This window comes from Hymenobacter glacieicola, from assembly GCF_014640315.1.
Lineage (GTDB): Bacteria > Bacteroidota > Bacteroidia > Cytophagales > Hymenobacteraceae > Hymenobacter > Hymenobacter glacieicola.
Map to the genome: position 1 here is coordinate 243,492 of NZ_BMGS01000006.1, position 24,796 is coordinate 268,287.

General features: G+C 61.3%; 21 protein-coding genes. 1 reads left to right on the forward strand and 20 read right to left on the reverse strand.

Annotated features, from left to right (window positions below; translation table 11 throughout):
• The first annotated feature begins 377 nt into the window (after positions 1-377).
• Complete coding sequence (locus tag IEW18_RS13085) at positions 378-1,403, forward strand: hypothetical protein (protein WP_188558309.1); 1,026 nt, start codon at positions 378-380, stop codon at positions 1,401-1,403.
• A gap of 348 nt (positions 1,404-1,751) precedes the next feature.
• Here the strand turns inward: IEW18_RS13085 and IEW18_RS13090 are convergent, their stop codons facing one another.
• The 20 genes from IEW18_RS13090 to IEW18_RS13185 all read right to left on the reverse strand — a co-directional run bounded on the left by IEW18_RS13090 (position 1,752) and on the right by IEW18_RS13185 (position 24,788).
• Entirely contained in the window at positions 1,752-2,807 is a 1,056-nt protein-coding gene (locus IEW18_RS13090; protein ID WP_188558310.1) for an Atu2307/SP_0267 family LLM class monooxygenase, read from the reverse strand.
• Positions 2,808-2,917: 110 nt separating this feature from the next.
• Positions 2,918-4,255 carry a voltage-gated chloride channel family protein gene (locus tag IEW18_RS13095; RefSeq protein WP_229728729.1) on the reverse strand — a complete coding sequence of 446 codons (1,338 nt, stop codon included), beginning with the start codon at positions 4,253-4,255 and terminating at the stop codon, positions 2,918-2,920.
• A 28-nt stretch (positions 4,256-4,283) separates the two neighbouring features.
• The gene (locus IEW18_RS13100; RefSeq protein ID WP_188558312.1) at positions 4,284-4,787 is read right to left on the reverse strand and encodes a cupin domain-containing protein; all 504 of its coding nucleotides are present in this window, start codon (positions 4,785-4,787) and stop codon (positions 4,284-4,286) included.
• Between the two features lie 64 nt (positions 4,788-4,851).
• Entirely contained in the window at positions 4,852-5,907 is a 1,056-nt protein-coding gene (locus IEW18_RS13105; RefSeq protein ID WP_188558313.1) for a LacI family DNA-binding transcriptional regulator, read from the reverse strand.
• Between the two features lie 208 nt (positions 5,908-6,115).
• On the reverse strand, positions 6,116-6,430 hold the full coding sequence (locus tag IEW18_RS13110; protein ID WP_188558314.1) for a circadian clock KaiB family protein: 315 nt from the start codon (positions 6,428-6,430) through the stop codon (positions 6,116-6,118).
• A gap of 208 nt (positions 6,431-6,638) precedes the next feature.
• Entirely contained in the window at positions 6,639-7,412 is a 774-nt protein-coding gene (locus IEW18_RS13115; RefSeq protein ID WP_188558315.1) for a 3-keto-disaccharide hydrolase, read from the reverse strand.
• Between the two features lie 114 nt (positions 7,413-7,526).
• Complete coding sequence (locus tag IEW18_RS13120) at positions 7,527-8,414, reverse strand: hydroxypyruvate isomerase family protein (RefSeq protein ID WP_188558316.1); 888 nt, start codon at positions 8,412-8,414, stop codon at positions 7,527-7,529.
• A 4-nt stretch (positions 8,415-8,418) separates the two neighbouring features.
• Positions 8,419-9,675 carry a nucleoside permease gene (locus tag IEW18_RS13125; RefSeq protein WP_188558317.1) on the reverse strand — a complete coding sequence of 419 codons (1,257 nt, stop codon included), beginning with the start codon at positions 9,673-9,675 and terminating at the stop codon, positions 8,419-8,421.
• 409 nt (positions 9,676-10,084) lie between these two features.
• Positions 10,085-10,558: a c-type cytochrome gene (locus IEW18_RS13130; RefSeq protein ID WP_188558318.1), complete on the reverse strand. Its 474-nt coding sequence runs from the start codon at positions 10,556-10,558 to the stop codon at positions 10,085-10,087.
• Between the two features lie 18 nt (positions 10,559-10,576).
• On the reverse strand, positions 10,577-11,629 hold the full coding sequence (locus IEW18_RS13135) for a sugar phosphate isomerase/epimerase family protein (RefSeq protein WP_188558319.1): 1,053 nt from the start codon (positions 11,627-11,629) through the stop codon (positions 10,577-10,579).
• 6 nt (positions 11,630-11,635) lie between these two features.
• A complete protein-coding gene (locus IEW18_RS13140; RefSeq protein ID WP_229728730.1) occupies positions 11,636-12,787 on the reverse strand; it encodes a Gfo/Idh/MocA family protein in 1,152 nt (383 codons plus the stop codon).
• 227 nt (positions 12,788-13,014) lie between these two features.
• Positions 13,015-13,614 (reverse strand): gluconate 2-dehydrogenase subunit 3 family protein, encoded by a 600-nt coding sequence (locus tag IEW18_RS13145; protein ID WP_188558320.1) that lies wholly within the window; start codon positions 13,612-13,614, stop codon positions 13,015-13,017.
• A gap of 11 nt (positions 13,615-13,625) precedes the next feature.
• Positions 13,626-15,302: a GMC oxidoreductase gene (locus tag IEW18_RS13150; RefSeq protein WP_188558321.1), complete on the reverse strand. Its 1,677-nt coding sequence runs from the start codon at positions 15,300-15,302 to the stop codon at positions 13,626-13,628.
• Between the two features lie 101 nt (positions 15,303-15,403).
• Positions 15,404-16,303, reverse strand: coding sequence for a sugar phosphate isomerase/epimerase family protein (locus IEW18_RS13155; RefSeq protein WP_188558322.1), 900 nt, complete (start codon positions 16,301-16,303; stop codon positions 15,404-15,406).
• A 517-nt stretch (positions 16,304-16,820) separates the two neighbouring features.
• Positions 16,821-17,507 (reverse strand): ferritin-like domain-containing protein, encoded by a 687-nt coding sequence (locus IEW18_RS13160; RefSeq protein WP_188558323.1) that lies wholly within the window; start codon positions 17,505-17,507, stop codon positions 16,821-16,823.
• 213 nt (positions 17,508-17,720) lie between these two features.
• On the reverse strand, positions 17,721-20,003 hold the full coding sequence (locus IEW18_RS13165) for a xanthine dehydrogenase family protein molybdopterin-binding subunit (RefSeq protein ID WP_188558324.1): 2,283 nt from the start codon (positions 20,001-20,003) through the stop codon (positions 17,721-17,723).
• Positions 20,004-20,015: 12 nt separating this feature from the next.
• On the reverse strand, positions 20,016-21,002 hold the full coding sequence (locus tag IEW18_RS13170; protein WP_188558325.1) for an FAD binding domain-containing protein: 987 nt from the start codon (positions 21,000-21,002) through the stop codon (positions 20,016-20,018).
• Positions 21,003-21,011: 9 nt separating this feature from the next.
• A complete protein-coding gene (locus tag IEW18_RS13175) occupies positions 21,012-21,641 on the reverse strand; it encodes a (2Fe-2S)-binding protein (protein ID WP_188558326.1) in 630 nt (209 codons plus the stop codon).
• Between the two features lie 259 nt (positions 21,642-21,900).
• Positions 21,901-22,494: a DNA-3-methyladenine glycosylase I gene (locus IEW18_RS13180; RefSeq protein ID WP_229728731.1), complete on the reverse strand. Its 594-nt coding sequence runs from the start codon at positions 22,492-22,494 to the stop codon at positions 21,901-21,903.
• 242 nt (positions 22,495-22,736) lie between these two features.
• The gene (locus IEW18_RS13185; protein WP_188558327.1) at positions 22,737-24,788 is read right to left on the reverse strand and encodes a glycoside hydrolase family 127 protein; all 2,052 of its coding nucleotides are present in this window, start codon (positions 24,786-24,788) and stop codon (positions 22,737-22,739) included.
• Positions 24,789-24,796 lie beyond the last annotated feature (8 nt).

A 24,796-nucleotide genomic window follows, 5' to 3' on the forward strand; every position in this document is an offset into this window, starting at 1 on the left:
CGATATAACGAGTTGAGAATAGATAGTTTACCGTGGTGGGCCCAGCAGCTTTCTGGCCCTGGTTCGCGACGTGCATAGTGCGCCGGCTCAGGACTTGCAACAGCTGCCGGGAGCGGAAATTGTGGCCGGCAGCGCACGGGACCCAGCCCGGCCGCAAGGAGCCGCGCGTCCGTTGGTTAAGCGGTGGGTGTGGGTTGGCCTGTAATAGCTTAGGAAGTATTCGGGGAAGGAACCCCGCAGCAGGAGCAATGCTACCCCGGGAAACATCGTTGTATCTTGCGTTAGCTTGCGCTACCTCAACTTTCTCTTTTCAACTTCCGCGTCTCATGGCTGCTTCAGAATCCTCTGTGCCACCTGCCCGTCCTTCTGCTGCCCGTTTGGAAAAAGCTCGAAAGCGGGACCGGCTGAAAGAAGCATTTTTCCTGACCCAGAACGTTGTGCGCGGCAATTTGCTGCATAATACCGGGGGCGCCTTCCACGTCATGCGGCTGCTGTCCATCCATAAGATGCCCGCCGGCCTGCTGGCTGCCGATCATCCCTGGGTAACGGGGCTGCTACCTGGCTCCACTGAGCCCGTATGGCCGCACAACCTCGTATTTTGTACGCCGGTGGGTACGCATTGGGCTCAAGCCGACTACGTACCGGAGCCGGATGAGGCCATTGTTGGGAAAGTAGGACGCTTTCTGGCCGCCATGGTGCGTAAGTCGGTCGCTACGCCGGAAATCCCGCATGGACCCCAGCGCCGCATGCCCCACGCCATCAATTACCTGCACGGGGCAGTGCACTACAACGGCCTGTCCTTGCTCTTTAACACCTTCGCCGAGGCCATGCAGTACCTGGCCGATACCCGCTTCCGCCAGGAGCTGCGCCGGCTTATTCGCCAGGAAGGCCGGGAAGTCACGCTGGTGTTCCGCGAGCGGAACTATGACCCGCAAGAGTTTGCATACTTCTCGGCTTTCGTGATGTCACACCTGCCTTGGTTTGCCAACGTCAACGGGGCGGGGCGCAAAGTTATGTGGGGCAACCCATCCCCGTACCCGGCCGTGAACATCATCAACGGAGCCTGGGTCACCGACATCAGCCGCCTACGGCACGGAGACGTGCTGGGCATTGTGCGCCCGCCCGTGGTGGCTGGCCGCTACTTTCAGGGCGACTACGGCGTGCCCACCCGCGATTTTCACTCCCTAGAGCGCCTGCACGCCTACCTGATCAACCAGTGGGTGCGGCGCCGGGGCTTCCGGGGCGGACTGTACTTCGTGGATCGTCGGCGCATCGAGCCGGAGCGCTACCAGCAGTACGTGGCAACGGATGGGCAGCAGTGGACCGGCAATCAGCCCCTGCCCAACCCGCTTCGGCAGCGCTGGCTACGTTGGCGGGCTAAGCGCAAGCCAACCCAGCCCTAGGCTACCCCGGCGGGCCCCCAAACACCCGCCCGAAACCCAGCCGACTCGGTACCTAGCGGGCGCCCGAATTGGTTGGATTTTCTTGTTCACTAGGTGACGGTAGTAGTAAGCCCACGCATACGGCTGAAATATTACCGCAGCGCTACCTTTTCTCCGGTTCGGGCGGCCTTGTAAATAGCGTCGAGCTGGATCAGACCAGTATCACGCATAAGCGAAGGGTAGGCAAGCAAGCTACCAAGATATTGGTAGTAGCGGCCGAAGCGGTTGTTGTTACACGGCTGCTAGCCCTGCTTCCCGGCCCGGGGCAACGGCCCGCGCCACCCATCTGCTGCCGAGTATTCCGTGCGCTTAACCCTGGCTTCCGGGCCCGCCTGAAGAATCGGCTCGTAGCAAGGGCGCTACTCGCGTGCCCAGCAACTCAATGGCATTCAGCACGCTAGCGTGGGGCAGGGTGGCCACGTCCATCTGGAAGGTAACTCGCGAAATACCGCCCAGCGCCTCGCTGTGCCGCATAATTTTGGCGGCCACGTCCTCGGGGCTGCCAACCAGCAGGGCGCCCAACGGACCCGCCTGGGCCATAAACTGCGCCTGCGTGACGGGCGAGCCGCCCCGCTCCCGGGCCCGGCTGGTAAAGGTGCGGGTGTAGCCGGGGTAAAACTCTCGCAGGGCCTGCTCGGTAGTGGGCGCCACGTAACCCAGGGAGTGCAGGCCCACCTGCAGCTGTTCAGCCGCATGACCGGCCCGCCTGCCCGCTTCCCGGTACAAGTCAACGAGGGGGCGGAAGCGGTGCGTTTCGCCCCCAATAACGGCCACCATCAGGGGCAGGCCCAGCGTACCGGCCCGGACAAAGGATTGGGGCGTGCCTCCCACGCCCAGCCAAACCGGGAGCGGCTGTTGCAGGGGCCGCGGGTAAATGCCCTGCCCCGTCAGGGCGGGCCGGAACCGACCGGACCAGTGCACGCGCTCCTGCGCCCGAACGGCGAGCAGCAGGTCGAGCTTTTCGGTGAACAAGGCGTCGTAATCGTCCAGGTCAAAGCCAAACAGCGGAAATGCTTCGATGGACGAGCCCCGGCCCACCACCAGCTCGGCCCGCCCCTGGGAAATAAGGTCCAGGGTAGCAAATTGTTGAAACACCCGCACCGGATCTGCCGCGCTGAGGACCGTAACGGCGCTGGTCAGACGAATGCGCCGGGTGCGGGCGGCCGCGGCGGCCAGAATAACCGCCGTAGCCGAGTCGAGGTACTCCGGCCGGTGGTGCTCCCCGATGCCAAACACGTCCAGGCCCACCTGATCGGCCCGCTCAATTCGCTCAAGCAACTGCTCCATTGCCTCCGAGCTACTCAGGGTAGTGCCGGTACCGTTGTCCAGGAGGGCAGCCGCAAAACTATCGATTCCTACTTGCATAAAGCTTGTATTGAGAGTACTACGTAAGCTCCGCCGCAACGGGCGGCCGCAATGTTAAGGTAGGCCAGCGCCCCGATGACGCCCGGGCCCACTCTGCGAGAGGCCTTACCCTACCTCGCCGGAGGCTCGGGCAAGCCCTGGTCGCGGCCGGAGGCAACGTCACGCAGGCGCCGATTTTGCTCCCGAACTAGGCGCTGGTGCTTGGCCTGTCCTACCACCTGTGCCCCGTAAATGCCGGTGTGCCCCGAAAACAGATACGCTACCACGCAGGCCAGGCCCAGGTATATTCCCGCCTGCGAGCCAAAGAGCTCCAGCCCCATGAAGGTACAGGCCAGCGGCGTATTAGCGGCCCCCGCAAACACGGCCACGAAGCCCATAGCCGCCAGCAGGGCCACGGGCAGCGGCAGCACAACCGCCAGGGCCGAGCCCAGGGTTGCCCCAATGAAAAACAGCGGCGTAACCTCGCCACCCTTGAAGCCGCAGCCAAGAGTAAGGGCCGTCAAAGCTAACTTGAGCACAAAATCCTGGGGCGGCAGCGGGGCCTGAAACGCGCCCATAATCGTCGGGATGCCCAACCCACTGTACTTGGTGGTGCCAAGCGCGGCCACGGCCAGTGCTACCAGTAAGCCGCCAAGAGCCGGCCGCAATGGGGGGTAGGAAATGAGGGCAAACCAGCGGCTGATCTGATGCGTCAGGGCGGAAAAGCTACGGGCCATAAGGCCAAAGAGCACCCCGCACCCCACCGTCAGCAGGAGGGGTTGCAGGGTGATTGGCCCTCCGGTTTCTAGCTGGGGGTAGGCCGAGTGCCCCACGCCCCAGGCGCGCGTAACCAGGTCGGCAAGGATGGCCGCCAGAAAGCTCGGTCCGATGGCTTCGTACCGGATAGCGCCAATCAAAAATACCTCCAGCCCAAACAAGGCCCCCGCCAGCGGTGTGCCGAACACTGAGGCAAACCCGGCACTGATACCCGCAATCAGCAGGATTTTACGGTCGCGGGGGCGCCAGCCGAGTACGCGCGTGAGTTGATCGGCCAGAGTGCCGCCTAGCTGCACCGCCGTGCCTTCGCGCCCGGCCGAGCCGCCAAACAAGTGCGTGGCCAGCGTCCCGAACAGCACCAGGGGCGCCATGCGCAGCGGTACTACCCGCTGCGGACTGTGGATTTCTTCCAGGAGCAGGTTGTTGCCGCCTACCACTTGCTGCCCCCAGTAATGGTAGCTAGCTCCCACCACGAAGCCCCCGGCGGGAAGCAGCCAGATGACGGTGGGGTGAGCTTCCCGCCAAGCCGTCACATAATCGAGGGCCAGCAGAAAGAAGGCCGAAGCGGAACCCACCAGCAACCCCACGGCGGCACAAATCAGCCCCCAGCGGCCCAGAAAAAGCAGCTGCGGTAGCGGCTCCCAGGTCAGGGCGGACCTCACAAACGAGAAGCGGGACGGGAAAGGAGCCACGAACAAGTGAAAAAGGCTACCCGGCAGCTCAACGCCCGAAGTCGTCTTGGACGCGCACGATGTCGTTTTCGTCGGATGGCTGGCCGGCATCGGTGTGCTGCCAGATTTCGGCAAGGGTGCCCCAGCCATCAAGGCCCACGAGGCGGTGCCGCTCGCCCTGCTGCAGGGTGATTTGCTCGCCCGGGCCGTAGGTTTTCAGCTCGCCTTCTTCGTCCGTGGGGCTGGTGACGACGCCCACCGTGCCGCTTACTACGCGCCAGATTTCGGCGCGGCGGTGGTGGTATTGCCACGACAGGCGCTGGTGCGGGGCTACCAGCAGCACTTTCGGGCTGAGCTTGCCGGAAATCCGCAGCTCTTCTACCGACAGCCCCTCAAAATACGTGTCGGCGAACTGTTGGGCCTGGTCTTCCTGAATCACGAAGAACCCACCCCAGGGGCGCGACTGATCCTGCTGGGTTATGCCGAAGCCTTGCTCCCGGAGCCGGGCCTCCATCTGTTGAAATACCTGTGGTTTGGACAGTTCTGAACTCATGCGCGGAATGGAAAGGAGTGAGAAAGTGAAACACAAAAACAGGCCTGTAGGTGGTGGCGGTGCCTTAGCGTACCGGCTGTGGCTCCCGCGAACGGTGCAGGGAGGAGGTGCGAATGATGAGCTCGGGCTTAAGCACCAAGTGGGGCGGCTCGTAGGCCGGGCCGCGCTTGAGCAGCTGCAAGAACAGGCGCACAGCCGTTTCGCCCATTTGCTCGGCCCGTTGGTCAACTACCGTTAGGTGGGGCTGGGTCATGGTGGTGAAGGGCTCATTGCTGAAGCAGGCCAGGGCAATGTCCTGGGGTACGCGCAGGGGCTTTTCCCGCAGCACTTCCAGGGCCCCCACGGAGGGAATGGCGTAGGCGGCAAACACCCCATCCAGCTCCGGCACCAATGCCAGCAGGTGCTGCATGGCCAGGCGGCCGGCATCGTGGGTCAAGGCGGGCAAAGCATACACCTGCTGCTCCTCGAAGGGCAGACCGTGAGCTTCCAGCGCGGCTTTATAGCCCAAAAAGCGGTTACGGCTGGTGTTCAGGTGCTGCGGACCGGCCAAGTGGGCAATGCGGGTGCAGCCCTGCTCAATCAGGTGGCGCACAGCCTGGTAAGCACCCTGAAAGTCATCGAGCACCACGGCCATGCTGCGCGGTAGGTCCGGGGCCCGGTCGAAGAATACCAGCGGCGTGCCCTGCCGGCGAACTTGCTCAAAGTGCTCAACCTGGTCGAGGGTAGTAGCCGAAACCGACATCAGGATACCCTCTACCTGGGCGGCCAGCAGGGTTTCGATGTTGCGCTGTTCGCGCTGTACATCCTCGTTGGACTGGCACAGCAGCACGTTGAAGCCTTCCCGGGTGGCTACTTTCTCGATGCCATTCATGACGGCCGGAAAAAAGTAGCCCTTGATGTGGGGCACGATGACGCCGAGGGTTTTGCTATGGCCTTTGCGCAGGGCTGCGGCCAACTGGTTGGGCCGGTAATTCAGCTCCTGGGCTAGTTGCCGCACTCGCTCCTTGGTAGCTTCCCCAATGTCCCGGTGGTCTGCCAGGGCCCGCGACACGGTGGACGTGGACAGGTTCAGTTGCCGGGCCAAATCCCGGAGGGAAGTTTGCTGCTTTTTGACGGCCATAAGTTGGTGCGCTCAGCGAGAACAGGCGTTGCTCCCGCAGCAAGTAACAACGCAGACGGCAAGAGAGCCACAAAAAACTCGTGAACAAGAAAAAAGTCCGGGCGGCTGACCGTGTAGTTTTTCCGGCCCTGGCTCATCTGCCGCACACTCCGAAGCTAGGATGCCCAGAGGGGTAAGACCCGGCAAGGACAGCTTATGCAGCGGCGCGCTATTCGATGCTCAGGGCCTTGAGCACCCGTTCCTGGTCCGATAAATCACCTACCAGTTGTCGAACCAGGCCGGGCCGCTTTTTCACCAAGCACGGAATGCCCAGCAGGCCTTCTTGGCCGGCGCGCTCGGGGTGCACGTTCAGGTCAACAACATCCAGGGTGTGACGGCCGGAAAGATACTGCCCGCATATGCGCTGGATATTGGCCAGGGCGCGCAACGACTTGGCGGTGCTACCCACCACAAACAGGTGTAGCTCGTACTCCAATTCGATGAAGGGAAGGTCTTGTCCGGTAGAAGCAGAGAAAGGTACCATATACAAGACGCACGCTAACAAATACAGCCAAAGAGAGTAGGGGCCAGAGAAAGCCGGCCACGAAGAACTGCAAAAGGTGGCTTATTCCCTTGATCCTTCGTAACGATACAATACACGCCCTTTACGCACCTGCCCGCAACAAGGATAACCTCGTTGCGGGCAGGGCCTGGTTTTGGTCAGCAAAGTACAGCTGTCTGACTTGGTGCTCTTACAGTTTCCGTACCCAAATGTTGCGGTAGCTAATCGGCTCACTCTTGTCGCCGTGGGCCTGGAGCTTGATGGGCGTGGGGCCGTGGGCCTGCTGGTAACTAGGCTGACCGATGTACAGCGTCGGTCCGGACAAAGCCACGTTGTTCTGCACCACTACCCCGTTGAACAGTACTGTTACGCGAGCCGGCGCCTGTACCGAGCCATCGGCCTTGAAGACGGGGGCGGTCCAGAGTACGTCGTACGACTGCCACTCGCCGGGCTTGCGGGCGGGGTTAGCCAGGGGTACGTGCTGCTTATAGATGCTGCCGGCCATGCCGTTCACGTAGGTTTTATTCTGGTAGGAGTCCAGAATCTGTAGCTCGTAGCCCAGGTCGCCCTTGCCAAGAGAGGCCAGAAACACGCCGCTGTTGCCGCGCACCTGGCCGGTGCCTTCAATGGTAGCCGGAATGCGCCACTCCAGGTGCAGCTGGTAGTTGCTAAAGGCCTGTTTGGTTTCGATGTTGCCGTTGGCCTTGTCCACAGTCAGCAGCCCGCCCGCTACCTTCCACTTGGCCGGCGCGGCGCGGTTTTCCGTCGATACCCACTGGCTCAAGTCTTTGCCGTTGAAGAGGACTATAGCATCGGAGGGCGGGGGCAGGAAGCTGGGAGTAGCCGCTACGGTTTTCGGTACGGGCTCCCACACTTCGGTCGCCTCGGGTTTGCCGGTTTGTTGGGCCTGGGTCATGAAGGGAGTGCTCAGCAGAAAGGCGGAAACGAGTACGGCTAGCTTCATAGGGGCGAGGAAGAGGCACAGTAAAAGGTCAATTGAACGGGTCCTTTCGATGCAGGAGGAATCTGGGTCGAGCCATTAGAATTTGACCCACATTCCTCCTGCGTTGCAAGGACATTATACATCACACAGCTGAATGGCCTGGCGCAGGGAAGCCAGCTTGTCGGGGTGCTGGGGCATGAACTCCTGAGCTACGTACCCTTGGAAGCCGGTGGCTTTGATGGCGCGCATGATGGCCGGGTAGTTCAGCTCCTGGCTGTCCCCGATTTCGTGGCGACCCGGTACGCCGGCCGTGTGGTAGTGGGCAATGTAGGGGTGGTGTTCAGTGAGGGTGCGAATCACGTCGCCCTCGTTGATTTGCATGTGGTAGATGTCGTAGAGCAGCTTGAAGTTGTCGGAGCCCAGGCGCTTAGCCAGTTCCACGCCCCAAGTCGTTCGGTCGCACTGGTAGTCTTTGTGGTCGATTTTGCTATTGAGCAGCTCCATCACCAGCACTACCTTGTGCTGGGCGGCCAGCTTCAGCAGGGGCTGCAGGCCCCGCACGCAGTTTGTCCAGCCCGCTTCATCCGAGAGGCCCCGGCGGCTGCCGCTAAAGCAAATCAGGTTGGTGTAGCCGGCCTGGGCTACCCGCGGAATCATCTCGGCGTACTGCTTCTGCAGCTGGGCGTGAAACCGCGGGTCGTTGAAGCCGTCGGTAAGGTTGATTTCGGCCCCATTGCACATGGGCGAGTCGAGGCCGTATTTCTTCAGCGTCGGCCAGTCTTTCGGTCCCACCAAGTCAATCCCGCCGATGCCCATTTCCTTGGCGGCGGCGCAGAGCTGCTCCAGGGGCAGGCCCTGGAAGCACCAGCGGCAGACGGAGTGCTTCAGGTTGTTTTTGGGGGGCACGGCGGTTCCAGCTTGCTTTTCATCGGGGGTGCAGGCGCCGGCAATGCCCAGGGCACCCACGGCGGCCGTACTGGTAAGCAGGCCTTTCAGGGCCGCGCGGCGGTTCCAGGTGCTCATGGGGCTAGGTAGCTTGAGTTGCCAGGGAAGGAGCCGCTGCCGCGGAAGCCGGTTCGGTGGCCTGGGGCTGGGTGCGGTCCTTAAACAAAAGCAGGAACATCAAGACCACTACCCCCGCAATGGCGGCCGGAATCAGCCAGATCATGCGCCAGTCGTGGGTGCCGCCGGGCGCCTGGTAGCTGTCGAAGATGCGGCCCGAAAGCAGGGTGCCAATGAGCATGCCTACCCCGTAGGTGGCCAGGGTAATAAAGCCTTGGGCCGAGCTTTTGAACCGCTCCCCGGCCAGGTTATCGGTGTAAATCTGGCCCGTCACGAAGAAGAAATCGTAGCAGATGCCGTGCAGCACAATGCCCACAATCAGCATCCAATAGTTGCTTTCGGCGTTGCCATACGCAAAGAACACGTAGCGCAGTACCCAGGCCAGCATGCCAATGGCCAGCATTTTCTTGACGCCCAGGCGGCTGAAAAACACCGGAATCAGCAGCATAAACAGCAGCTCTGATACCTGCCCCAGGCTCTGCACTCCGGCGGCGGCTTTCATACCGACCTCGTTTAGGAAGGGGTTGGTAAAGCCGTAGTAAAAAGCCAGTGGAATGCAGATGGCAATGGAAGCCAGAAAGAAGATGAGGTAGGAGCGGTTTTTCAGCAGGCCAATGGCATCCAGGCCCAGCATATCGCCCAGGGAGCTGGCCTGGCCCCGCTTTACGGGCGGGGTAGCGGGCAGCGTAAAGCTGAACAGCCCCAACAGGGCCGAAGCGCCGGCCGCCATCAGGAAGGTAGCCTGCAGGCTGCCGCTTTGCTCCCAGTTCAGCCACCCAATCGTTAGGCCGGCCACAATCCAGCCCAGCGTACCCAGCACCCGAATGGTGGCAAACTCTTTCTGCGGGTTCTGCATCTGCCGAAACGCAATGGAGTTGACCAAGGCCAGCGTGGGCATGTACAGCACCATGTACGTCAGGATGTTAGGGTAGAAGGAGCCGAAGTCGGGAGCGGTGGAGGCGCGCCAGAGCAACAGGGCCCCGGCCAGGTGTAGCACCCCGAGAATCTTCTGGGCCGAGAAAAACCGGTCGGCAATGAGGCCGATGATAAACGGCGCCACAATGGCCCCAATCGACTGGGTCAGAAACGCTACCCCGACCTGCGTACCGGAGGCGCTCAGGTTGCGCAGCAAGTAAGTTCCCAGCGTCACGAACCACGCGCCCCAGATAAAAAACTCCAGGAACATCATGATGGACAGCTTAATCCGGGTGGTGGTATTCATAAGCGGAGGGAGTAGAGGTAGGGAAAGGCTGGCTATCTAGAACAGCAATGTCTGAGGAGCACGTTTGCGCTGTCATTGTGGGTAGGCCCAGGAATCCGGGGGTACTGCTTGTTTTTAGGCACTTCTTGATAGTAGGAGAGTTTTGCAAGCAAGGCGTGGCTTCTGGCTTACTGACATTCTCACCGGTCTTGTCCTGCGGAGCGGAGTCGAAGCATCTCTATTGCTTCGTTGCTAGCGTGGGCGCCTCACCCCCCGTCCCTCTCTCCAAAGGAGAAGAGGAGCCGAACGCCTAGTGGTTAGCCAGCGGTGTAGATGCTTCGACTCCGCCTCCGGCTGCGCTCAGCAGGACACGTTTTGCTTGCTTGATAGCCTTTTAGGCGTGGCAAACCTTTACGCGTGTACTTTGAAACTACTTGAGGCTGAGGATGTAGCGAACCATTTCCTCGGCGTCGGCTTTGGACAGGCCAGGGTGCGGGGTCATGGCGACGTCGCCCCAGTTGCCTTTGCCGCCGGTTATGACCTTGCCGGCCAGCATGCTGACGTTGGCGGCGGTGGCGGGGTACTTTTCGGCTACGGCCTTGTAGGCGGGCCCGAGCAGCTTCTCGTTTTCGCGGTGGCAGCCCGTGCAGTCGGCGCCCTCAATCAGCTTGGCACCCTTGGCCACGGCCCCCCCGGTAGGGGCCGTCCCGATTTTGGTGGTGTTGGTATCTATCTGGGGCTGATGGGCCACGGCCGTCACGTTGGAGCCGGTGGTGCTGTCAGTGTTCAGCGTTTCTTCGGTGTCGGCCAGGGTGTAGTCTTCTTTGGCAGCGGGCTTCTCGGAGCCGGAGCCGCAGGCAGCCAGGCTGGCGCAGAAGCTCAGGAGCAGGATGGCGTTTTTCATGGGAAGGAATCGGGGTAGTTAAAGGCCTAGCAGAAGTTTGTTGCGGGCTTCATCGGTGCCCGCCGCGGCGAAATCGTCAAATGCCTTATCCGTGACCCGGATAATGTGGTTCTGGATGAAGGCGGCACCTTCGCGGGCCCCGTCCTCGGGGTGCTTCAGGGCGCATTCCCACTCCAGCACGGCCCAGCCGGGAAAGTCGTAGGCGGCCATTTTGCTGAAAATGGCCTTGAAGTCGACCTGCCCGTCGCCGAGGGAGCGGAAGCGGCCGGCCCGGTCGAGCCAGCTCTGGTAGCCCCCGTACACGCCCTGGCGGCCCGTGGGGTTAAACTCGGCATCCTTGACGTGGAAGGCCCGGATCCGCTCGTGGTAAATGTCGAGGTACGCCAGGTAATCCAGGCACTGGAGCACAAAGTGGGAAGGGTCGTAGAGCAGGCAGGCGCGGGGGTGCTGCTGCACGTTGTCGAGGAACCGTTCGTAGCTGATGCCGTCGTGCAGGTCCTCGCCGGCGTGCACCTCGTAGCACACATCTACCCCGCACTCATCGAAGGTATTCAGGATGGGCAGCCAGCGCCGGGCCAGCTCCGTGAAGCCAGTTTCCACCATGCCGGCCGGGCGCTGGGGCCAGGGGTAGACCATAGGCCAGAGCAGGGCCCCGCTGAAGGTAGCGTGAGCCGTCAGTCCGAGGTTTTGGGAGGCTTTGGCGGCGTACTTGAGCTGCTGCACGGCCCACTCCTGGCGGGCCGCCGGGTTGCCGCGCACCGCCTCGGGCGCAAAGCCGTCGAACAGCTGGTCGTAGGCCGGGTTCACGGCCACCAGCTGGCCCTGCAAGTGGGTCGACAGCTCGGTGATTTCGAGGCCGGCGGCCTGCACTTTACCTTTCAGCTCGTCGGCGTAAGTTTGACTTTCGGCGGCCAGCTGGAGGTCGATAAAGCGTTTATCCAGGGTTGGGAGCTGTACGCCCTTGAAGCCCAGGGAGCTGGCCCACTGGCAGATTGACTCCAGGCTGTTAAACGGGGGCTCGTCGGAAATGAACTGCGCCAGAAAAATAGCAGGTCCCTTAATGGTTTTCATGCGCAGTTATACGGTAAACTCAGTCCACTTCTGCTCGGAGCGGCCCGAGGCAATGACGTTTTTAATAAAGGCCATGCCGCGCACTCCTTCCGCAATACTGGGGTAGTCCAGGGCTTCGGGCGGGGCGGCGGTGCCGGCCAGGTCGGCTTGCAAACTCAGGGCAAAGTTGCGGTAGAGGTTGGCAAAGGCCTCGAGGTAGCCCTCGGGGTGGCCGGCCGGGGTGCGGGTGTTGTGGCGGGCGTAGGAGCCGACGTAGCCCGTGCCCGCGCGCCGGATTTCCGTCGGGCGGTCCAGCCACTTCACTTGCAGGGTGTTAGCATCAACCTGCTGCCATTCCAGGCCGCCTTTCTCACCGTACACCCGCAGGCGCAGGTTGTTTTCCTCGCCGGCCGCCACCTGGGTAGCCACCAGCACCCCGCTGGCCCCTCCCGAGAAGCGCAGCAGCACGGCCCCATCATCATCGAGTTGGCGGCCAGGCACTACCGTGTTGATATCGGCGCAGAGCTGGCTGACTTGCAGGCCGGTAACGTACTCCAGCAGGTTGAAGGCGTGGGTGCCGATGTCGCCCATGGCTCCGGCCACGCCGCTGCGGGCGGGGTCGGTGCGCCAGGCGGCCTGCTTGTTACTGCCGCCTTCCTCAAAGGTGCTGAGCCAGCCCTGGGGGTACTCCACGTAGGCCTTGCGGATGGTGCCCAGCTCGCCGGAGGCCACCAGCTGCCGGGCTTCTTTTACCATGGGGTAGCCGGTGTAGGTATGCGTCAGGCAGAAGCGGCAGTTGCTGGCTTCGGCTATCTGCTCCAGCTCCTTGGCTTCGGCCAGGGAAAACGTCATGGGCTTATCCAGGATGACGTGGAAGCCATTTTCCAGCGCCAGCTTGGCGGGGGCAAAGTGCAAATGGTTGGGCGTCACGATGGACAGCACCTGCACTCGCTCGGCCTCGGGCCGTTGCTTTTCCCCGTGAATCAACTCCTCAAACGAGCCATACACGCGTTCCGGCGCCAGCCCCAGCAGCTGCCCGCTGGCCCGGGAGGTTTCGGGGTTGCTGCTGAAAGCCCCGGCCACTAGTTCGTACAGCCCATCCAGGGCAGCGGCATGACGATGAACCGCGCCAATAAAAGCGCCCTGTCCGCCGCCAATCATGCCTAATCGTAGTTTCATGCCATCCAAGTACGCAGATTATTTCTCATATCTGCTGATTACAGAGCGGCCTGCGGGCCGCTCCATTAGTGCGGAGAGTGTTGTTCTGTCATCCCGAGCATGTGGCGCATCAAGCCAGTGACGAGGAATCTGGGGTAGCTTCTTGAGTTTACCCCAGATTCCTCACTGTGCTCGGAATGACAAGTAGTGAGGGCCGGGACACTACTACTACCCGGCCCCACCCAACCTTAGGTTGTCGCCCAGGCCCGGTCGCCTTTTTTGTAGGGCACGCAGCCGTCGTACTTGCCGGGCACGGGGAGGTAGCGCAGGGCTTTGGTGCTGCCTGTTTCGGAGGTAAAGTAGCCCAGCAAGGTCAGCTCCTTGAACATGCGGAAGTAGTGGTTGGGCGCTTCCCGGGTTTTAGTTTGGCTGTACTGCTTCTGCTCCGCGTCCAGGGCCGTGAGCAGGGCCGTGCGCTGGGCCGGGTCCAGCTCCAGGAAGCCCTTGCCGTTTTTCTTCTGGCTGGCCTGCTCTAGCTGGGTCAGGCCTTTCAGGAAAATCTGCTGGTCTTCGGGCTTGTAACAGTCTTTCACCATCACGGCCATAAAGGAGCCCACGTCGGCGGCTTTAGCGCCGGGCGTTTTGGTGGTGGGCAGAATGGTTTCGCCCACTTCGTTGAGGTAGGCAACCTGGTCTTGGCTGAGGAAGGGCTTTTCCTGCTTTTTCACCGTGGCCTTTTTCTCCTTCTCGGCCTCGGGCGAGGAGCAGCTGGTCAGGAAATAGTCGCCCCCGATGAGGGTGCCGCCCATGATGAGGGCCACCCGGGCTACTGCGTCTCTTCTGTTCATAACAGGCTGAATTAGACGTTTTGCTTTTTCAACTCGCCCACCGCGTGGTCGACGGCCCGGGCCGTGAGGGCCATGTAGGTCAGGGAGGGGTTCTGGCAGGCCGCGGAGGTCATGCAGGCGCCGTCCGTCACGTACACGTTGGGCGCATCCCAGACCTGGTTGTGCTGGTTGAGCACCGAGGTTTTCGGGTCGCGGCCCATGCGGGCGGTGCCCATCTCGTGAATGCCGCCGCCCATGTTGTAGCCGTTGTTGTAGGTTTTTACGTTTTTGAGCCCGGCCTTTTCCAGCATTTCCTGGGCATCCTGCATCATGTCGATGCGCATTTTCTGCTCGTTGTCGCGGATGGTCGCGTCCATGGCCAGCACCGGCAGGCCCCACTTGTCTTTCTTGGTTTTATCCAGGAAGATACGGTTGTCGTGGTAGGGTAGGGTTTCGCCGAAGCCGCCGAGGCCCATGGTCCACTGGCCGGGTTCGGTGAGGGCATCCTTAAAGTCGCCGCCGAGGCTCATCTCGGCAATTTCCCGGCTCCAGCCCTCGCGGCCGGCCCCGCCCTGGTAGCCAAAGCCCCGGATGTAGTCGCGCTTATCCCCAAACAGGTTGCGGAAGCGCGGCACGTAAATACCGTTGGCCCGCCGCCCGTACACGTATTTGTCCTCATAGCCGGGCATCTCGCCGTGGGCGCCCACGCGGAAGTGGTGGTCCATTACGTTGTGGCCTAGCTCACCGCTGCTGCTACCCAGGCCCCCGGGCCACACATCGGTGGCGGAGTTCATCAGCACCCAGGCCGAGTTCAGGGCCGAGGCGTTCAGAAAGACGATTTTGGCGAAGTACTCGTAGGTCTGGTTGGTTTCCGCGTCGAGCACTTCCACGCCCTTGGCCCGCTTGGTATCCTTGTCGTAGAGAATGCGCGTGACGATGGAGTGGGGCCGCAACGTGAGGTTGCCCGTGGCCACCGCCGCCGGCAAGCTCGCCGACTGGGTGCTGAAGTAGGCCCCGAACGGGCAGCCCAGCCAGCACTTGTTGCGGTACTGGCAGTTGGTGCGGTTGTTATGGGGCTTGGTGATGTTGGCCGTGCGCCCAATCACCATGTGGCGGTCCTTGTAGTTTTTCTTGATGCGGGCGGCTACGTCCTTTTCCACGCAGTTCATTTCCATGGGCGGCATAAAGTCGCCGTCGGGCAGCTGGGGTAGGCCGTCCCGGTTGCCGCTGATGCCCGCAAACTTCTCGGCGTGGCTGTACCAGGGCGCCAGGTCTTTGTAGCGAATGGGCCAGTCAACGGCCACGCCATCCTTGGCGTTGGCCTCGAAGTCGTAGTCGCTCCAGCGGTACGACTGGCGCCCCCACATCAGGGAGCGGCCGCCCACCTGGTAGCCCCGGAACCAGTCGAAGGGCTTAACCTCCACGTAGGGGCTTTCCTTCTCATCTACCCAGAAATCAAGGTTGCTCTCGTTCAGGGTATAGTCGCGCCCTAGCACGGGGTAGTCCTTAATCATCTGCTGGGTTTTGCCCCCGCGGTGGGGCAGCTCCCAGGGCGCCTTGTTGGCATTAACGTAGTCTTTGATGTGCTCTACGTTGCGGCCCCGCTCCAGCAGGATGGTTTTCAGGCCCTTCTCCGTCAGCTCCTTGGCGGCCATGCCGCCCGAAATGCCGGAGCCGATGACAATTGCATCGTACGTGTTATTTGCCATGTACTTGTGGGAGTTAAGGTAGAGCAGTTGGTGGCGGTTGCTGATTGCTAGGTGCTCGTTGTTGCTATATTCTAATCAACAACGAGCACCCAGCACCCACCTTACACCAAGGTGCGCTTGATGTGGCTGATGCTTTTCTTGATGCTGTCGAAGGGAGAGCCGGGCGTTTGGTCCTGCTCCACGAAGAAGTACTTCATGCCCGATTTGCCGGCCTGGGCGAAGATGCGCTTGAAGTCAATAACCCCGCTGCCTACCTCCGTGAAGTCGCGCTTGGGCGTCTTGTCCATGTCCTTCACGTGCCAGAGCGGGAAGCGGCCGGGGTGCTGCTGAAACAGGGCCACGGGGTCTTTGCCGGCTTTGGTGGCCCAGTACAGGTCCAGCTCCATCTTCACCAAATCCTTGTCGGTAGCGCGCAGCAGCACGTCGTAGGGCACCTGGCCTTCCAGGGCCATAAACTCGAAGTCGTGGTTGTGGTAGCACATCTGAAGGCCGGCCTTCTTGCACCGTTCCCCGGCCTTGTTCAGGCGGTCAGCCAGCAGCTTGTAGTGGTCGAGGTTGCCGCGTTCCGCCTCCGAGAGGTAGGCGCACACCATGTACTTCACCCCGGCCTGGGCCGCGTCGTCCACGGCTTTATCCCAGCCGTAAAGCATGGTGCCTTGTACGGGCTGGTTCTGGTACTGCTCCTCGCCGAGGCGGTAGTGGCTGCTGGGCATAATCAGGCCCGCTTGCTTGAGCTGCTTGGCAAAGGTGGCCGGCGTCATGCCGTAGAAGTTCTGGCTGCCCGTGTAGGTAGCACCCTCCACGGAGGTGTAGCCCAGCTGCGCCACCTGGGCCAGTGTACCGGCCGGGTCTTTCTGCATGGCGTCGCGGACAGTGTAGAGCTGCAGGCCGATGTAGGATTTGGGGGCAGAGCTGGCCGCAGTCAGCAGGGAAGGAGCCAGGAAAGCACCTGCCGAAAGCAGGCCGGCAGACTTGACAAAAGCACGGCGGGATGTACTCATAGAAGAAAGGAATAAGGAGGCGCGAAACGAAGAACGTGGCAGAACAAGAAGCCCGAATATTAGGTGAAAAATGCCATCCTACTGGGGTTCTGCATGCCTAGCTACCGCCAATGTATTATTCCTTCTGCCGAGAATCCAAGCATTATTAACCCCCAACGGAGGCGAATAAAGAAGTAAGGCACACGGCCTATACACTTAGTGCACACGCAAGCGTCACTTATGCTCTCGTGGTAGCCTGTAGCGCTATTTGTTTGCACACGAGCCTACACTTACGGCACACCTGTAATGTTAACCCGCTGATTCGCTTTTTATTAACGCATCGGCTGTCCTTGGGCTACTTTGAGTTGGAATCCGAGGGGTGAGTGTACGCTTACTCATTAGGTTGACATAGACAAAGTGTGCTGCGTGTAGTAACTAGGGTATTGCTCTTGACTTGCTATTTCGGGCACGCAAAAGCCCCTTGATGAATGGCAACTAGTACCATGCATCAAGGGGCTCACTGTGGGGAAGTGGTGCTCTACTGTTGAGCCTGGCGCTTCTTCAGTTCCTCGTACGTTTTCTGCGACTGAGCGTACTGGCGCTCTACGTCCTGGCGCAGGGAGCCGGTCAGGGTCTGGCTGCTCAAAGCATCTTCGTAGGCTTTCAGTGCCCACTCTTCGCCGTAAATGTTAGCCCCGAGAATGGCTTTTTCATCGGCGCCGGTGAGGGCGGCTTTGGCATCCATCCAGCGGCGATAGAGCTTACCCTTGAGGGTGGTGCTGGTTTCGCGGCCACCACCTAGTTCGCGCAGGTGGTCGTTCAGTTGGTTGGCAAAGCGCTGGCTCTGGCTTACGAGCTGCTTGTAGTAGCCACGCTGCTGGGCATCCTGGCTTTCGTCCACTGCGCGCTGGTAGCCCTCAATCCGGTCGTTCACGAAGTAGAGCAATTCGCGCAGGGTGCTGGCTTCGTCGGCCTCGCTGGAAGCACCTTTCTTGCTGCGGTTGGTCAGAACAGCGGCACCAATTAGAATCAAAGCGCCACCCACTACTTTTTGGGTAGTGCTGAGCTTGCCAATGCTGGAGCCGGCTTTTTTCAGGGAAGGGCCCAACTGGTTGAGCAGGCCGCCCAGGTTGTCTTTGCCAATGAGTTGCTGGGCCTGGTCCAGCAGGGAGCCATTCGAATTCGTATCGGAGCCGGCTGCGGAGTTTGTTTGCGGTTGGTTCATACAGGTAGTAGCTAAGGTTGATCAGCTACCCCTTACGATTATTGCCAGCAGTTCGTTAACCTGTTTTTCAACTTGCTAAGTTTTAGCCGGCCCCTAGCTCATCCTTCCTGGCCGTCATAAGCCGCAATATTTCTCGTGAACTGCCCCGCAACCTGCCGCCCGGGCTACTACAAAAAACAAGCGGCCTTTTTTAAAAAGGCCGCTTGCTGCAACTTAAATCAACTTGTCCGGGGTAATCGGCAACTCCCGAATCCGCTTGCCGGTGGCGTTGAACACGGCGTTAGCAATGGCCGGCGCCACACCGATAATGGCAATTTCGCCGATGCCTTTCGTGCCCAGGGCATTCACGTGCGGGTCGGGCTGATTGACGAAGGCTACCTCCACGGCGGGCGAATCGGCGTGCACGGGTACGTGGTAGTCGGCGAAGTCCTTGGTGACGTAGCGACCAAACCGGTCGTCGATGCGGGCGTGCTCCATCAGGGCCATGCCAATGCCGCCCACGGCGCCGCCTTTCATCTGGTTGCCAGCGGTTTTCTCGTTTACAATGGTACCGGCATCGGCGCAGGAAACCAGCTTGCTCACCCGCACTTCGCCGGTGAGCTGGTGCACCCGCACCTCCGCAAAGTGCACCGAAAACGAGTACATGGAGTATTTCTGACCTTCCCCGCCGGGCTTGGCTTCTACGGTTGCCGATACGTTTTGCTGTCCATTTTGCCGTAGAATGTCGCTGTAGGATACTTTAACGCTAGGGTTGTTGCGGAGACCAATCTGCAAGGGCAGCTTGCCATTGGCATCATTGCGCATCACCGTTTGGCCGCCTTCGAACGTAATATCTTCTGCTTTGGCAGTGCTGAAAGCAGCTCCAGCCAGGGTGCGCAGCTTGTCTTTCAGGGCCAAGCAGGCTTCCTGGGTAGCTGGGCCCACGCTGTTCACCGTGGAGGAACCACCCTGGGTAACCGCTTTGGGGAAGGACGAGTTGCCCAACTCAAACTTGATTTTATCGGGTGAAATGCCCAACGTATCGGCAGCAATCTGGGTCATAGCGGTGCCGGTACCGGGGCCGATGTCGGTGGTGGCGCATTGGAGCAACACGGTGCCGTTGGGCAGCAGCTGGGCGCCGACCGTGGCCGCGCCGCGGTGCGCCCCGAAGGTTCCTACCCCCATGCCGTAGCCAATCAGCCAGTCCCCGTCACGCAGGGAGCCGGGCTTGAGCTGGCGCTTGCTCCAGCCAATACGGTCGGCGCCGAGCTTATAGCACTCCTTCAGAAACTTGGTGCTCCAAGGCTTGTTCTTTTCCGGGTCCTCGTCGGTGTAGTTGCGTAGGCGGAACTCCAGCGGATCCAGGTTTAGCAAGTAAGCCATTTCATCCATGGCCGACTCCAGGGCAAACGCGCCGGTCGCCTCGCCAGGGCCGCGCATCCAGATGGGCGAGCCGATATCCAAGGCCGCCAGGCGGTAGCGCGTAGTCACGTTCGGCGACTGGTACATCATGCGCGTCTGGGCCAGAGTGGCTTCGGTAAACTCCTCGTAGGTAGAAGTTTGGCCGATGGACTCGTGGGTGATGCCGGTAATCTTGCCATCAGGTGTGGCGCTCATGCCCAGCTTCTGCCAGGTGTAGGGCCGGTAGCCTACCATCGTGAACATCTGCTCCCGGGTTAGCATCAATTTCACGGGCCGGTTCACCACCTTGGCCGCCAGAATAGCTGCCGACTCGTGGGGCCAGCTGTGCAGGGCGTTGCCGAAAGCGCCCCCCACGTAGGTGGCAATGACTTTTACGTTTTCCTCGGGCAGGTTCCATTGCTTGGCAAAGTCGCGGCGGGTAGCCAGGGTGCCCTGGGTTTTGTCGTAGAGCGTGAGCCGGTCGGGTGCTTCCCAGTGCGCCGTAATGGCTTGCAGCTCCATAGGGTGGTGCACTTCGGTGGGAATCACGTACTCACTTTCCAGCTTCACCGCGCCCGTTTTGTAGGCGTCCACCTGGCCCCGCTGGTAGTCGTTCATCGGGTGCTTGGGGTTCTTCTTGGCCGCGGTGGGTAGGAAGGCTTTGTCGGCGTTGGCCTCCAAGTTGGTTTGGTGCGCTTCTTTGGCGTACTGTGCCTGCACGAGCCCGGCGGCGTAGCGGGCCCGCTCCCAGGAGTCGGCCACCACCACGGCAATGGGCTGGTCGTTGAAGCGGATCTTGTCGTCGTTAAACACCTGCAGGGGGTTGCCCTGGGTCTGCGGCTGCGAGGGGTCTTTGCCCTCGGGCTTGGGGCTTGGCGGCTTCGGCGCGTTCAGGTGGGTAATGACGGCCAGCACACCCGGCGCGCGCTCGGCGGCCTTGGTGTCGATGCCGGTAAGGCGGCCTTTGGTCACGGTGCTCCCCACCAGCACGGCGTAGGTCATGTTGGGCAGTTGGTACTCGGCTGAGTAGGTAGCTGCGCCCGTCACTTTCTGGCGGGCATCCACCCGGTTCATCGGCGCCCCGATCTGCTTTTTCGGCTTGGGTTGTTCGTTCATGAGTTCTGGGCGTTAGGCGGCGCTAGCGGCGGTTTTCAACGCCTGAATAATGGTATTGGGGCCCAGCTGGAGCTTGTAGGCGTTGTGCTTGAAAGCTTTGGCGCCCTGCATCGCCACGGTAGCTGCCTGCCGGAAGGTTTCCTCGGTGGCGGGCTTGCCCACCAAAGCCTGCTCGGCGGCCGTGAGGCGCCAGGGCTTGTGGGCCACCCCGCCCATGGCCAGGCGGGCCGCTTTGATGATGTTGTTGCTGTCCAAGTCCAGAGCCGCCGCTACCGAAAGCAGGGCGAAGGCGTAGGAGGCCCGCTCGCGCACTTTCTGGTAGTGCACATGTTTGGTGAAGGGGCCATCCGGAACATCCACGGCGGTAATTAGCTCGCCGGGCTCCAGGGTAGTATCCTTCTGGGGCATGTCGCCGGGGAGGCGGTGCAGCTCGGCGAACGGGATGCTGCGGTTGCCTTTGGGGCCGCTCACCTGCACCGTGGCGTCGAGGGCCACCAGGGCCACGCTCATGTCGGAGGGGTGCACGGCAATGCACTTATCGGAAAAGCCGAAGATGGCGTGCATGCGGTTGATGCCCTCCAGAGCCCCGCAGCCCGTGCCCGGCTCCCGCTTGTTGCAGGGCATGGTTGTGTCGTAGAAGTAGGAGCAACGGGTGCGCTGGAGCATGTTGCCGCCCACAGTGGCCATGTTGCGCAGCTGGGCCGAGGCGCCGGCGTTCAGGGCCAGGGCCAGGAGCGGTTGGCGAGCGCGCACCTGCTTGTCGTCGGCTACCGTCGAGTTCAGGGCCAGGGCCCCGATGCGCAGCTTGCCGGGGTCGGCGTCGATGCGGGTCAGGGGCAGGCGGTTGATGTCGACCAGCTTTTGGGGCGTCATCACCCCGCGCTTCATCAAGTCAACGAGGTTGGTGCCGCCGGCAATGAAGGTAGCCGTAGCATCCTTGGCCACCGCCTCAATGGCGGCCTGCTGCTTGGTGGGGCGGACGTATTGGAACTGATTCATACCGAGTCGTTATACTTTTTGTCCGCCGCCTTTGACCTCCTGAATGGCGGCCACAATGTTGGAGTAAGCCCCGCAGCGGCAGATGTTGCCGCTCATGTACTCCCGGATTTCGCCCTCCGAGTCGGCCTTGCCTTCCCGGATGCAGGCCACGGCCGACATAATCTGGCCGGGGGTGCAATAGCCGCACTGGAAGCCGTCGTGCTTGATGAAGGCTTCCTGCATGGGGTGGAGCTTGTCGCCATCGGCCAGGCCCTCGATGGTCGTAATTTTCTTGCCCTCGTGCATCACGGCAAAGCTCAGGCAGGAGTTTACCCGCTGCCCATCCACGTGCACGGTGCAGGCCCCGCACTGCCCGTAGTCGCAGCCTTTTTTGGTGCCCGTGAGGTTCAGGTTTTCGCGCAGTAAATCCAGCAGCGTGGTGCGCGGCTCCACGGAAAGCTTGTGCTTAATGCCGTTAACTTCCAGCTTGAGCGGAATCTTCTCGAAGACGGCGGCTACTTTTTCGTCCAGCTCGGCAGAGGCGGCCTGCACCAGCGGCCCCGGCACCAGGGCCATGGCCGTCAGCAGCGACGATTGTTTCAGGAAGCTCCGGCGGGCCTCGTCGTGGGCGCTACCGGGCGTATCGTGTTCAGGGTTCATAGCTCTGGAAAAAAGGTCAGGGAAAAGAGCCCGGACGCGAGTAAGGACGCAGCTTGGCGGCCGCAGTTGCCGCAGGGCTGCGTCAGTAACCGGGGTTCTGGACTTAAGTTAAGCAGCGTTTCAAGAAATTCATCCTAAAAATCCCCGAAAAAAGACTGTCCTGGTTAAGCAAACAGAACCGTGTTATCAAGCTGCCCACCTATCCTAGAGCAAGCAAGCAGAACAGCTACCGGAACTTACGGGGCTGTGGTCAAGGCCGCTACCCCGCGGCTAGCTGCCGGCATTCGGCGTGGCGGGGGCAGGTAGTAAGGTGGTCGTTGACAAGGCCGGCGGTTTGCATAAGGTTGTAACACGCCACCGGCCCGGTCATCACGAATCCGCGCCGTTTCAGGTCCTGACTCAGGGCCAGGCTGGCCGGCGTAGAAGCCGGCGGCGGGTTGTCGGGGCTGCGCTGAGCATCGAGCGGCCGGCCGCCCACAAAGGCGTAGAAGAAGGGCAGGAGCTGGTCCGGGCCGCCCACCTCTTGGCGGAGCTGCAACCAGGCCCGGGCGTTCTGGATGGTAGCCTCCAGCTTGCGCCGGTTGCGGATGATGCGCGGGTTGAGCAGCAATTCTTCCACTTCTTCTTCTCCAAACCGAGCTAGCCGCTCCGGGTCGAAGCCGGCCAGCAGCTCCCGGAACGCCTCGCGCCGCCGTAGCACCACCGGAAAGTCGAAGCCCAGCTGGAAGGTGTGGAGCACCAGGTACTCGAACAGAATGTCGGGGTCAGAAACCGGTTCGCCCCACTCGTGGTCGTGGAAGCTTTGCAGCAGCGCGTTCTGCTGCATCCAGTGGCAGGGCGGGGGAGGGTTCATGGCGAAACAGAGGGTAGGGAACCGACAGGGTAACGCAGAACCGGTTGCAGGGGATGCCAAGGGGGCAGCCGTAGCCTATCGTCCAGCAAAAAGGGGGGTAGGAACAACGTGTTCCTACCCCCCCTTTTTGTTGCGAGCCTGCGGTATTTCGGTTGTTGTCATTCCGAGCGGCGCGAGGAATCTGGGTTACTTTCTGGAGGCTGACCCAGATTCCTCGCTCCGCGCGGAATGACAATGAACGACTACTTACCCACCGTTACCTCTTTCGGCTGGCGCGAAATCAGGTCTACGTCGGTGAGCTGCTGGGGAAACCAGACGACCATTTCGCCTTTCCCGCGGTTGGCCCAGGCGTAGTACGGAATGGCCGTCAGGGTCTGGCGGGTGGTGCTGATGGAGTGGTTGGCGGCATCCACCTGCACGGCGGGCACAGTGGCCTGGAGTTGCATAATGCCATTGAGGACCTGGGGCTGGTAGCTGGTGGTAAAGCGGGTAGCGGCCGGCACGATGAGGTTGCTGGTTTTGCCGTTGTTGTCCCTCCATTCGGCGCAGTACACCACGGGGCCGCGCTGCAGGGCCACCCGGCCCAGGTTGTCCTGCACCTTGGGGTTGGCTACCACCTGGCGCACTTCCAGGGGCAATTTCACTTCCACTACGTCGCCGCGGCGCCACTGGCGCGGGAGTACGGCGTAGCCTTGGCGGGTGGTGTACGGCACGGGCTTGCCGTTCACCGTGATGCTGATTTTCTCTGTCGAGGGAGTAGCAAAGCGGTACAAATCGGAGGGCACGGCCTCGCCCTGGGCCCAGCCGGGCAAGCGCACCAACAGGTTGAAATCCGTTGTAGCGGCGGGGCTGATGGTGAACTTCAGGTCGCCCTGCCAGGGGTAGTTGTGTTGCTGGGTGATGCGCACGGCCTTGGTGCCCACTTTCAGGTCGGTAGTGCCGCTGATAAATAGGTTGGCGTACACGTCCTGGCCTTTCTGGGCGTACACGTAGCCGGGCAAGGAAGGCATCAAGCGGGCCATGTTGGTAGGGCAGCAGGAGCAGTCAAACCAGCCGGCGCGCTGGGGCTCGGTCTGCGGAAAGCTCGTGCTGTTCTTGATCTGCATGGCATTGGAGTAGAAGAAGGATTTACCGTCCAGCCCGACCCCGGAAATCAGCCCGTTATACAGCACTTTCTCCAGCACGTCCACGTACTTTGAGTCGCCGTGGAGCTGGAACATGCGCTGGTTCCAGTACACGTTGGCCACGGCGGCGCAGGTTTCGTTGTAGGCCGTGGTGTTGGGCAGCTCGTAGTTGCCCCCAAACCGCTCCCCGCCCGGCACGGCGCCGGTGCCGCCCGTCACGTAGAGCTTCTTGCTGACCATGTTCAGCCAGATGCTGTCCACGGCGGCCAGTATTCTCTGGTCGCCGGTGAGGGCGGCCACGTCGGCCATGGCCGAGTACAGGTATTCGGCCCGCACGGCGTGGCCCACGGCTTCCTTCTGGTCCACTACGGGCTTATGGTCCTGCCAGTAGGAGCCATTTTTCCACGCATCGGGGCTCTTCGGGTCGTAGCCTTGGTACTTGCCCCGCTCCTCCAGAAAAAACTTGGCCGAGCTCAGGTACTCGGGCTTGCCCGTGACGCGGTAGAGCTTCACTAGGCCCATTTCCACAATCTCGTGGCCGGGCGCCACGCCCCGCTTGCCCGGCCCGAACACGGAGCACACCAGGTCGGCATTCTTGAGGGCAATGCTGAGCAGGGTTTTCTTGCCGGTGGCCTCGTAGTGCGCCACGGCTGCCTCGTACAAGTGGCCCGAGTTGTACAGCTCGTGGCTCAGCTCCCGCTCTTTCACCCAGCGCTCCGGCCCGGCCCACTCGTGGGGGTGGGCCGGATCAATGGTGCGGGCCGTGTAGAGGTAGCCATCGGGCTCCTGGGCGGCGGCCACCTTTTTAATCAGCGCGTCCATGTACTCGTCCAGCTTTTCGTCGGGGTAGAGCTTAAGCGAGTACGAGGCCCCTTCGATGGTCTTGTAGATGTCCGTGTCGTCGAAGGGAAAGATGGTGGCAAACTTGCCCGACTTGGCCGCCGCCATTTCAAAGTTCTTAACCCGGTTGGTGGCCTCGCAGCGCTGAAACGAGGCCGGAATAGTTACCTCCGTGTTGGTCTTGAGGCGGGGTAGCCAAAAGTTATCGGCTAGCTTCACCTTGGTAAAAGAAACCGCCTGAATAGGATAGTCAGACTTCTTTATCGATTGGGCAGTTCCCGGTAGGCTACACAGGCCGAGCAGGGCCAGGGAAGGAAGGAGTCGTTTCATACGGAAGG

Excerpts from the sequence above, each read along its gene's own strand:
- IEW18_RS13090 (WP_188558310.1), bottom strand. The coding sequence starts at position 2,807 with ATGCAAGTAGGAATCGATAGTTTTGCGGCTGCCCTCCTGGACAACGGT.
- IEW18_RS13100 (WP_188558312.1), bottom strand. The coding sequence starts at position 4,787 with ATGAGTTCAGAACTGTCCAAACCACAGGTATTTCAACAGATGGAGGCC.
- IEW18_RS13105 (WP_188558313.1), bottom strand. The coding sequence starts at position 5,907 with ATGGCCGTCAAAAAGCAGCAAACTTCCCTCCGGGATTTGGCCCGGCAA.
- IEW18_RS13110 (WP_188558314.1), bottom strand. The coding sequence starts at position 6,430 with ATGGTACCTTTCTCTGCTTCTACCGGACAAGACCTTCCCTTCATCGAA.
- IEW18_RS13115 (WP_188558315.1), bottom strand. The coding sequence starts at position 7,412 with ATGAAGCTAGCCGTACTCGTTTCCGCCTTTCTGCTGAGCACTCCCTTC.
- IEW18_RS13120 (WP_188558316.1), bottom strand. The coding sequence starts at position 8,414 with ATGAGCACCTGGAACCGCCGCGCGGCCCTGAAAGGCCTGCTTACCAGT.
- IEW18_RS13125 (WP_188558317.1), bottom strand. The coding sequence starts at position 9,675 with ATGAATACCACCACCCGGATTAAGCTGTCCATCATGATGTTCCTGGAG.
- IEW18_RS13130 (WP_188558318.1), bottom strand. The coding sequence starts at position 10,558 with ATGAAAAACGCCATCCTGCTCCTGAGCTTCTGCGCCAGCCTGGCTGCC.
- IEW18_RS13135 (WP_188558319.1), bottom strand. The coding sequence starts at position 11,629 with ATGAAAACCATTAAGGGACCTGCTATTTTTCTGGCGCAGTTCATTTCC.
- IEW18_RS13140 (WP_229728730.1), bottom strand. The coding sequence starts at position 12,787 with ATGAAACTACGATTAGGCATGATTGGCGGCGGACAGGGCGCTTTTATT.
- IEW18_RS13145 (WP_188558320.1), bottom strand. The coding sequence starts at position 13,614 with ATGAACAGAAGAGACGCAGTAGCCCGGGTGGCCCTCATCATGGGCGGC.
- IEW18_RS13150 (WP_188558321.1), bottom strand. The coding sequence starts at position 15,302 with ATGGCAAATAACACGTACGATGCAATTGTCATCGGCTCCGGCATTTCG.
- IEW18_RS13155 (WP_188558322.1), bottom strand. The coding sequence starts at position 16,303 with ATGAGTACATCCCGCCGTGCTTTTGTCAAGTCTGCCGGCCTGCTTTCG.
- IEW18_RS13160 (WP_188558323.1), bottom strand. The coding sequence starts at position 17,507 with ATGAACCAACCGCAAACAAACTCCGCAGCCGGCTCCGATACGAATTCG.
- IEW18_RS13165 (WP_188558324.1), bottom strand. The coding sequence starts at position 20,003 with ATGAACGAACAACCCAAGCCGAAAAAGCAGATCGGGGCGCCGATGAAC.
- IEW18_RS13170 (WP_188558325.1), bottom strand. The coding sequence starts at position 21,002 with ATGAATCAGTTCCAATACGTCCGCCCCACCAAGCAGCAGGCCGCCATT.
- IEW18_RS13175 (WP_188558326.1), bottom strand. The coding sequence starts at position 21,641 with ATGAACCCTGAACACGATACGCCCGGTAGCGCCCACGACGAGGCCCGC.
- IEW18_RS13180 (WP_229728731.1), bottom strand. The coding sequence starts at position 22,494 with ATGAACCCTCCCCCGCCCTGCCACTGGATGCAGCAGAACGCGCTGCTG.
- IEW18_RS13185 (WP_188558327.1), bottom strand. The coding sequence starts at position 24,788 with ATGAAACGACTCCTTCCTTCCCTGGCCCTGCTCGGCCTGTGTAGCCTA.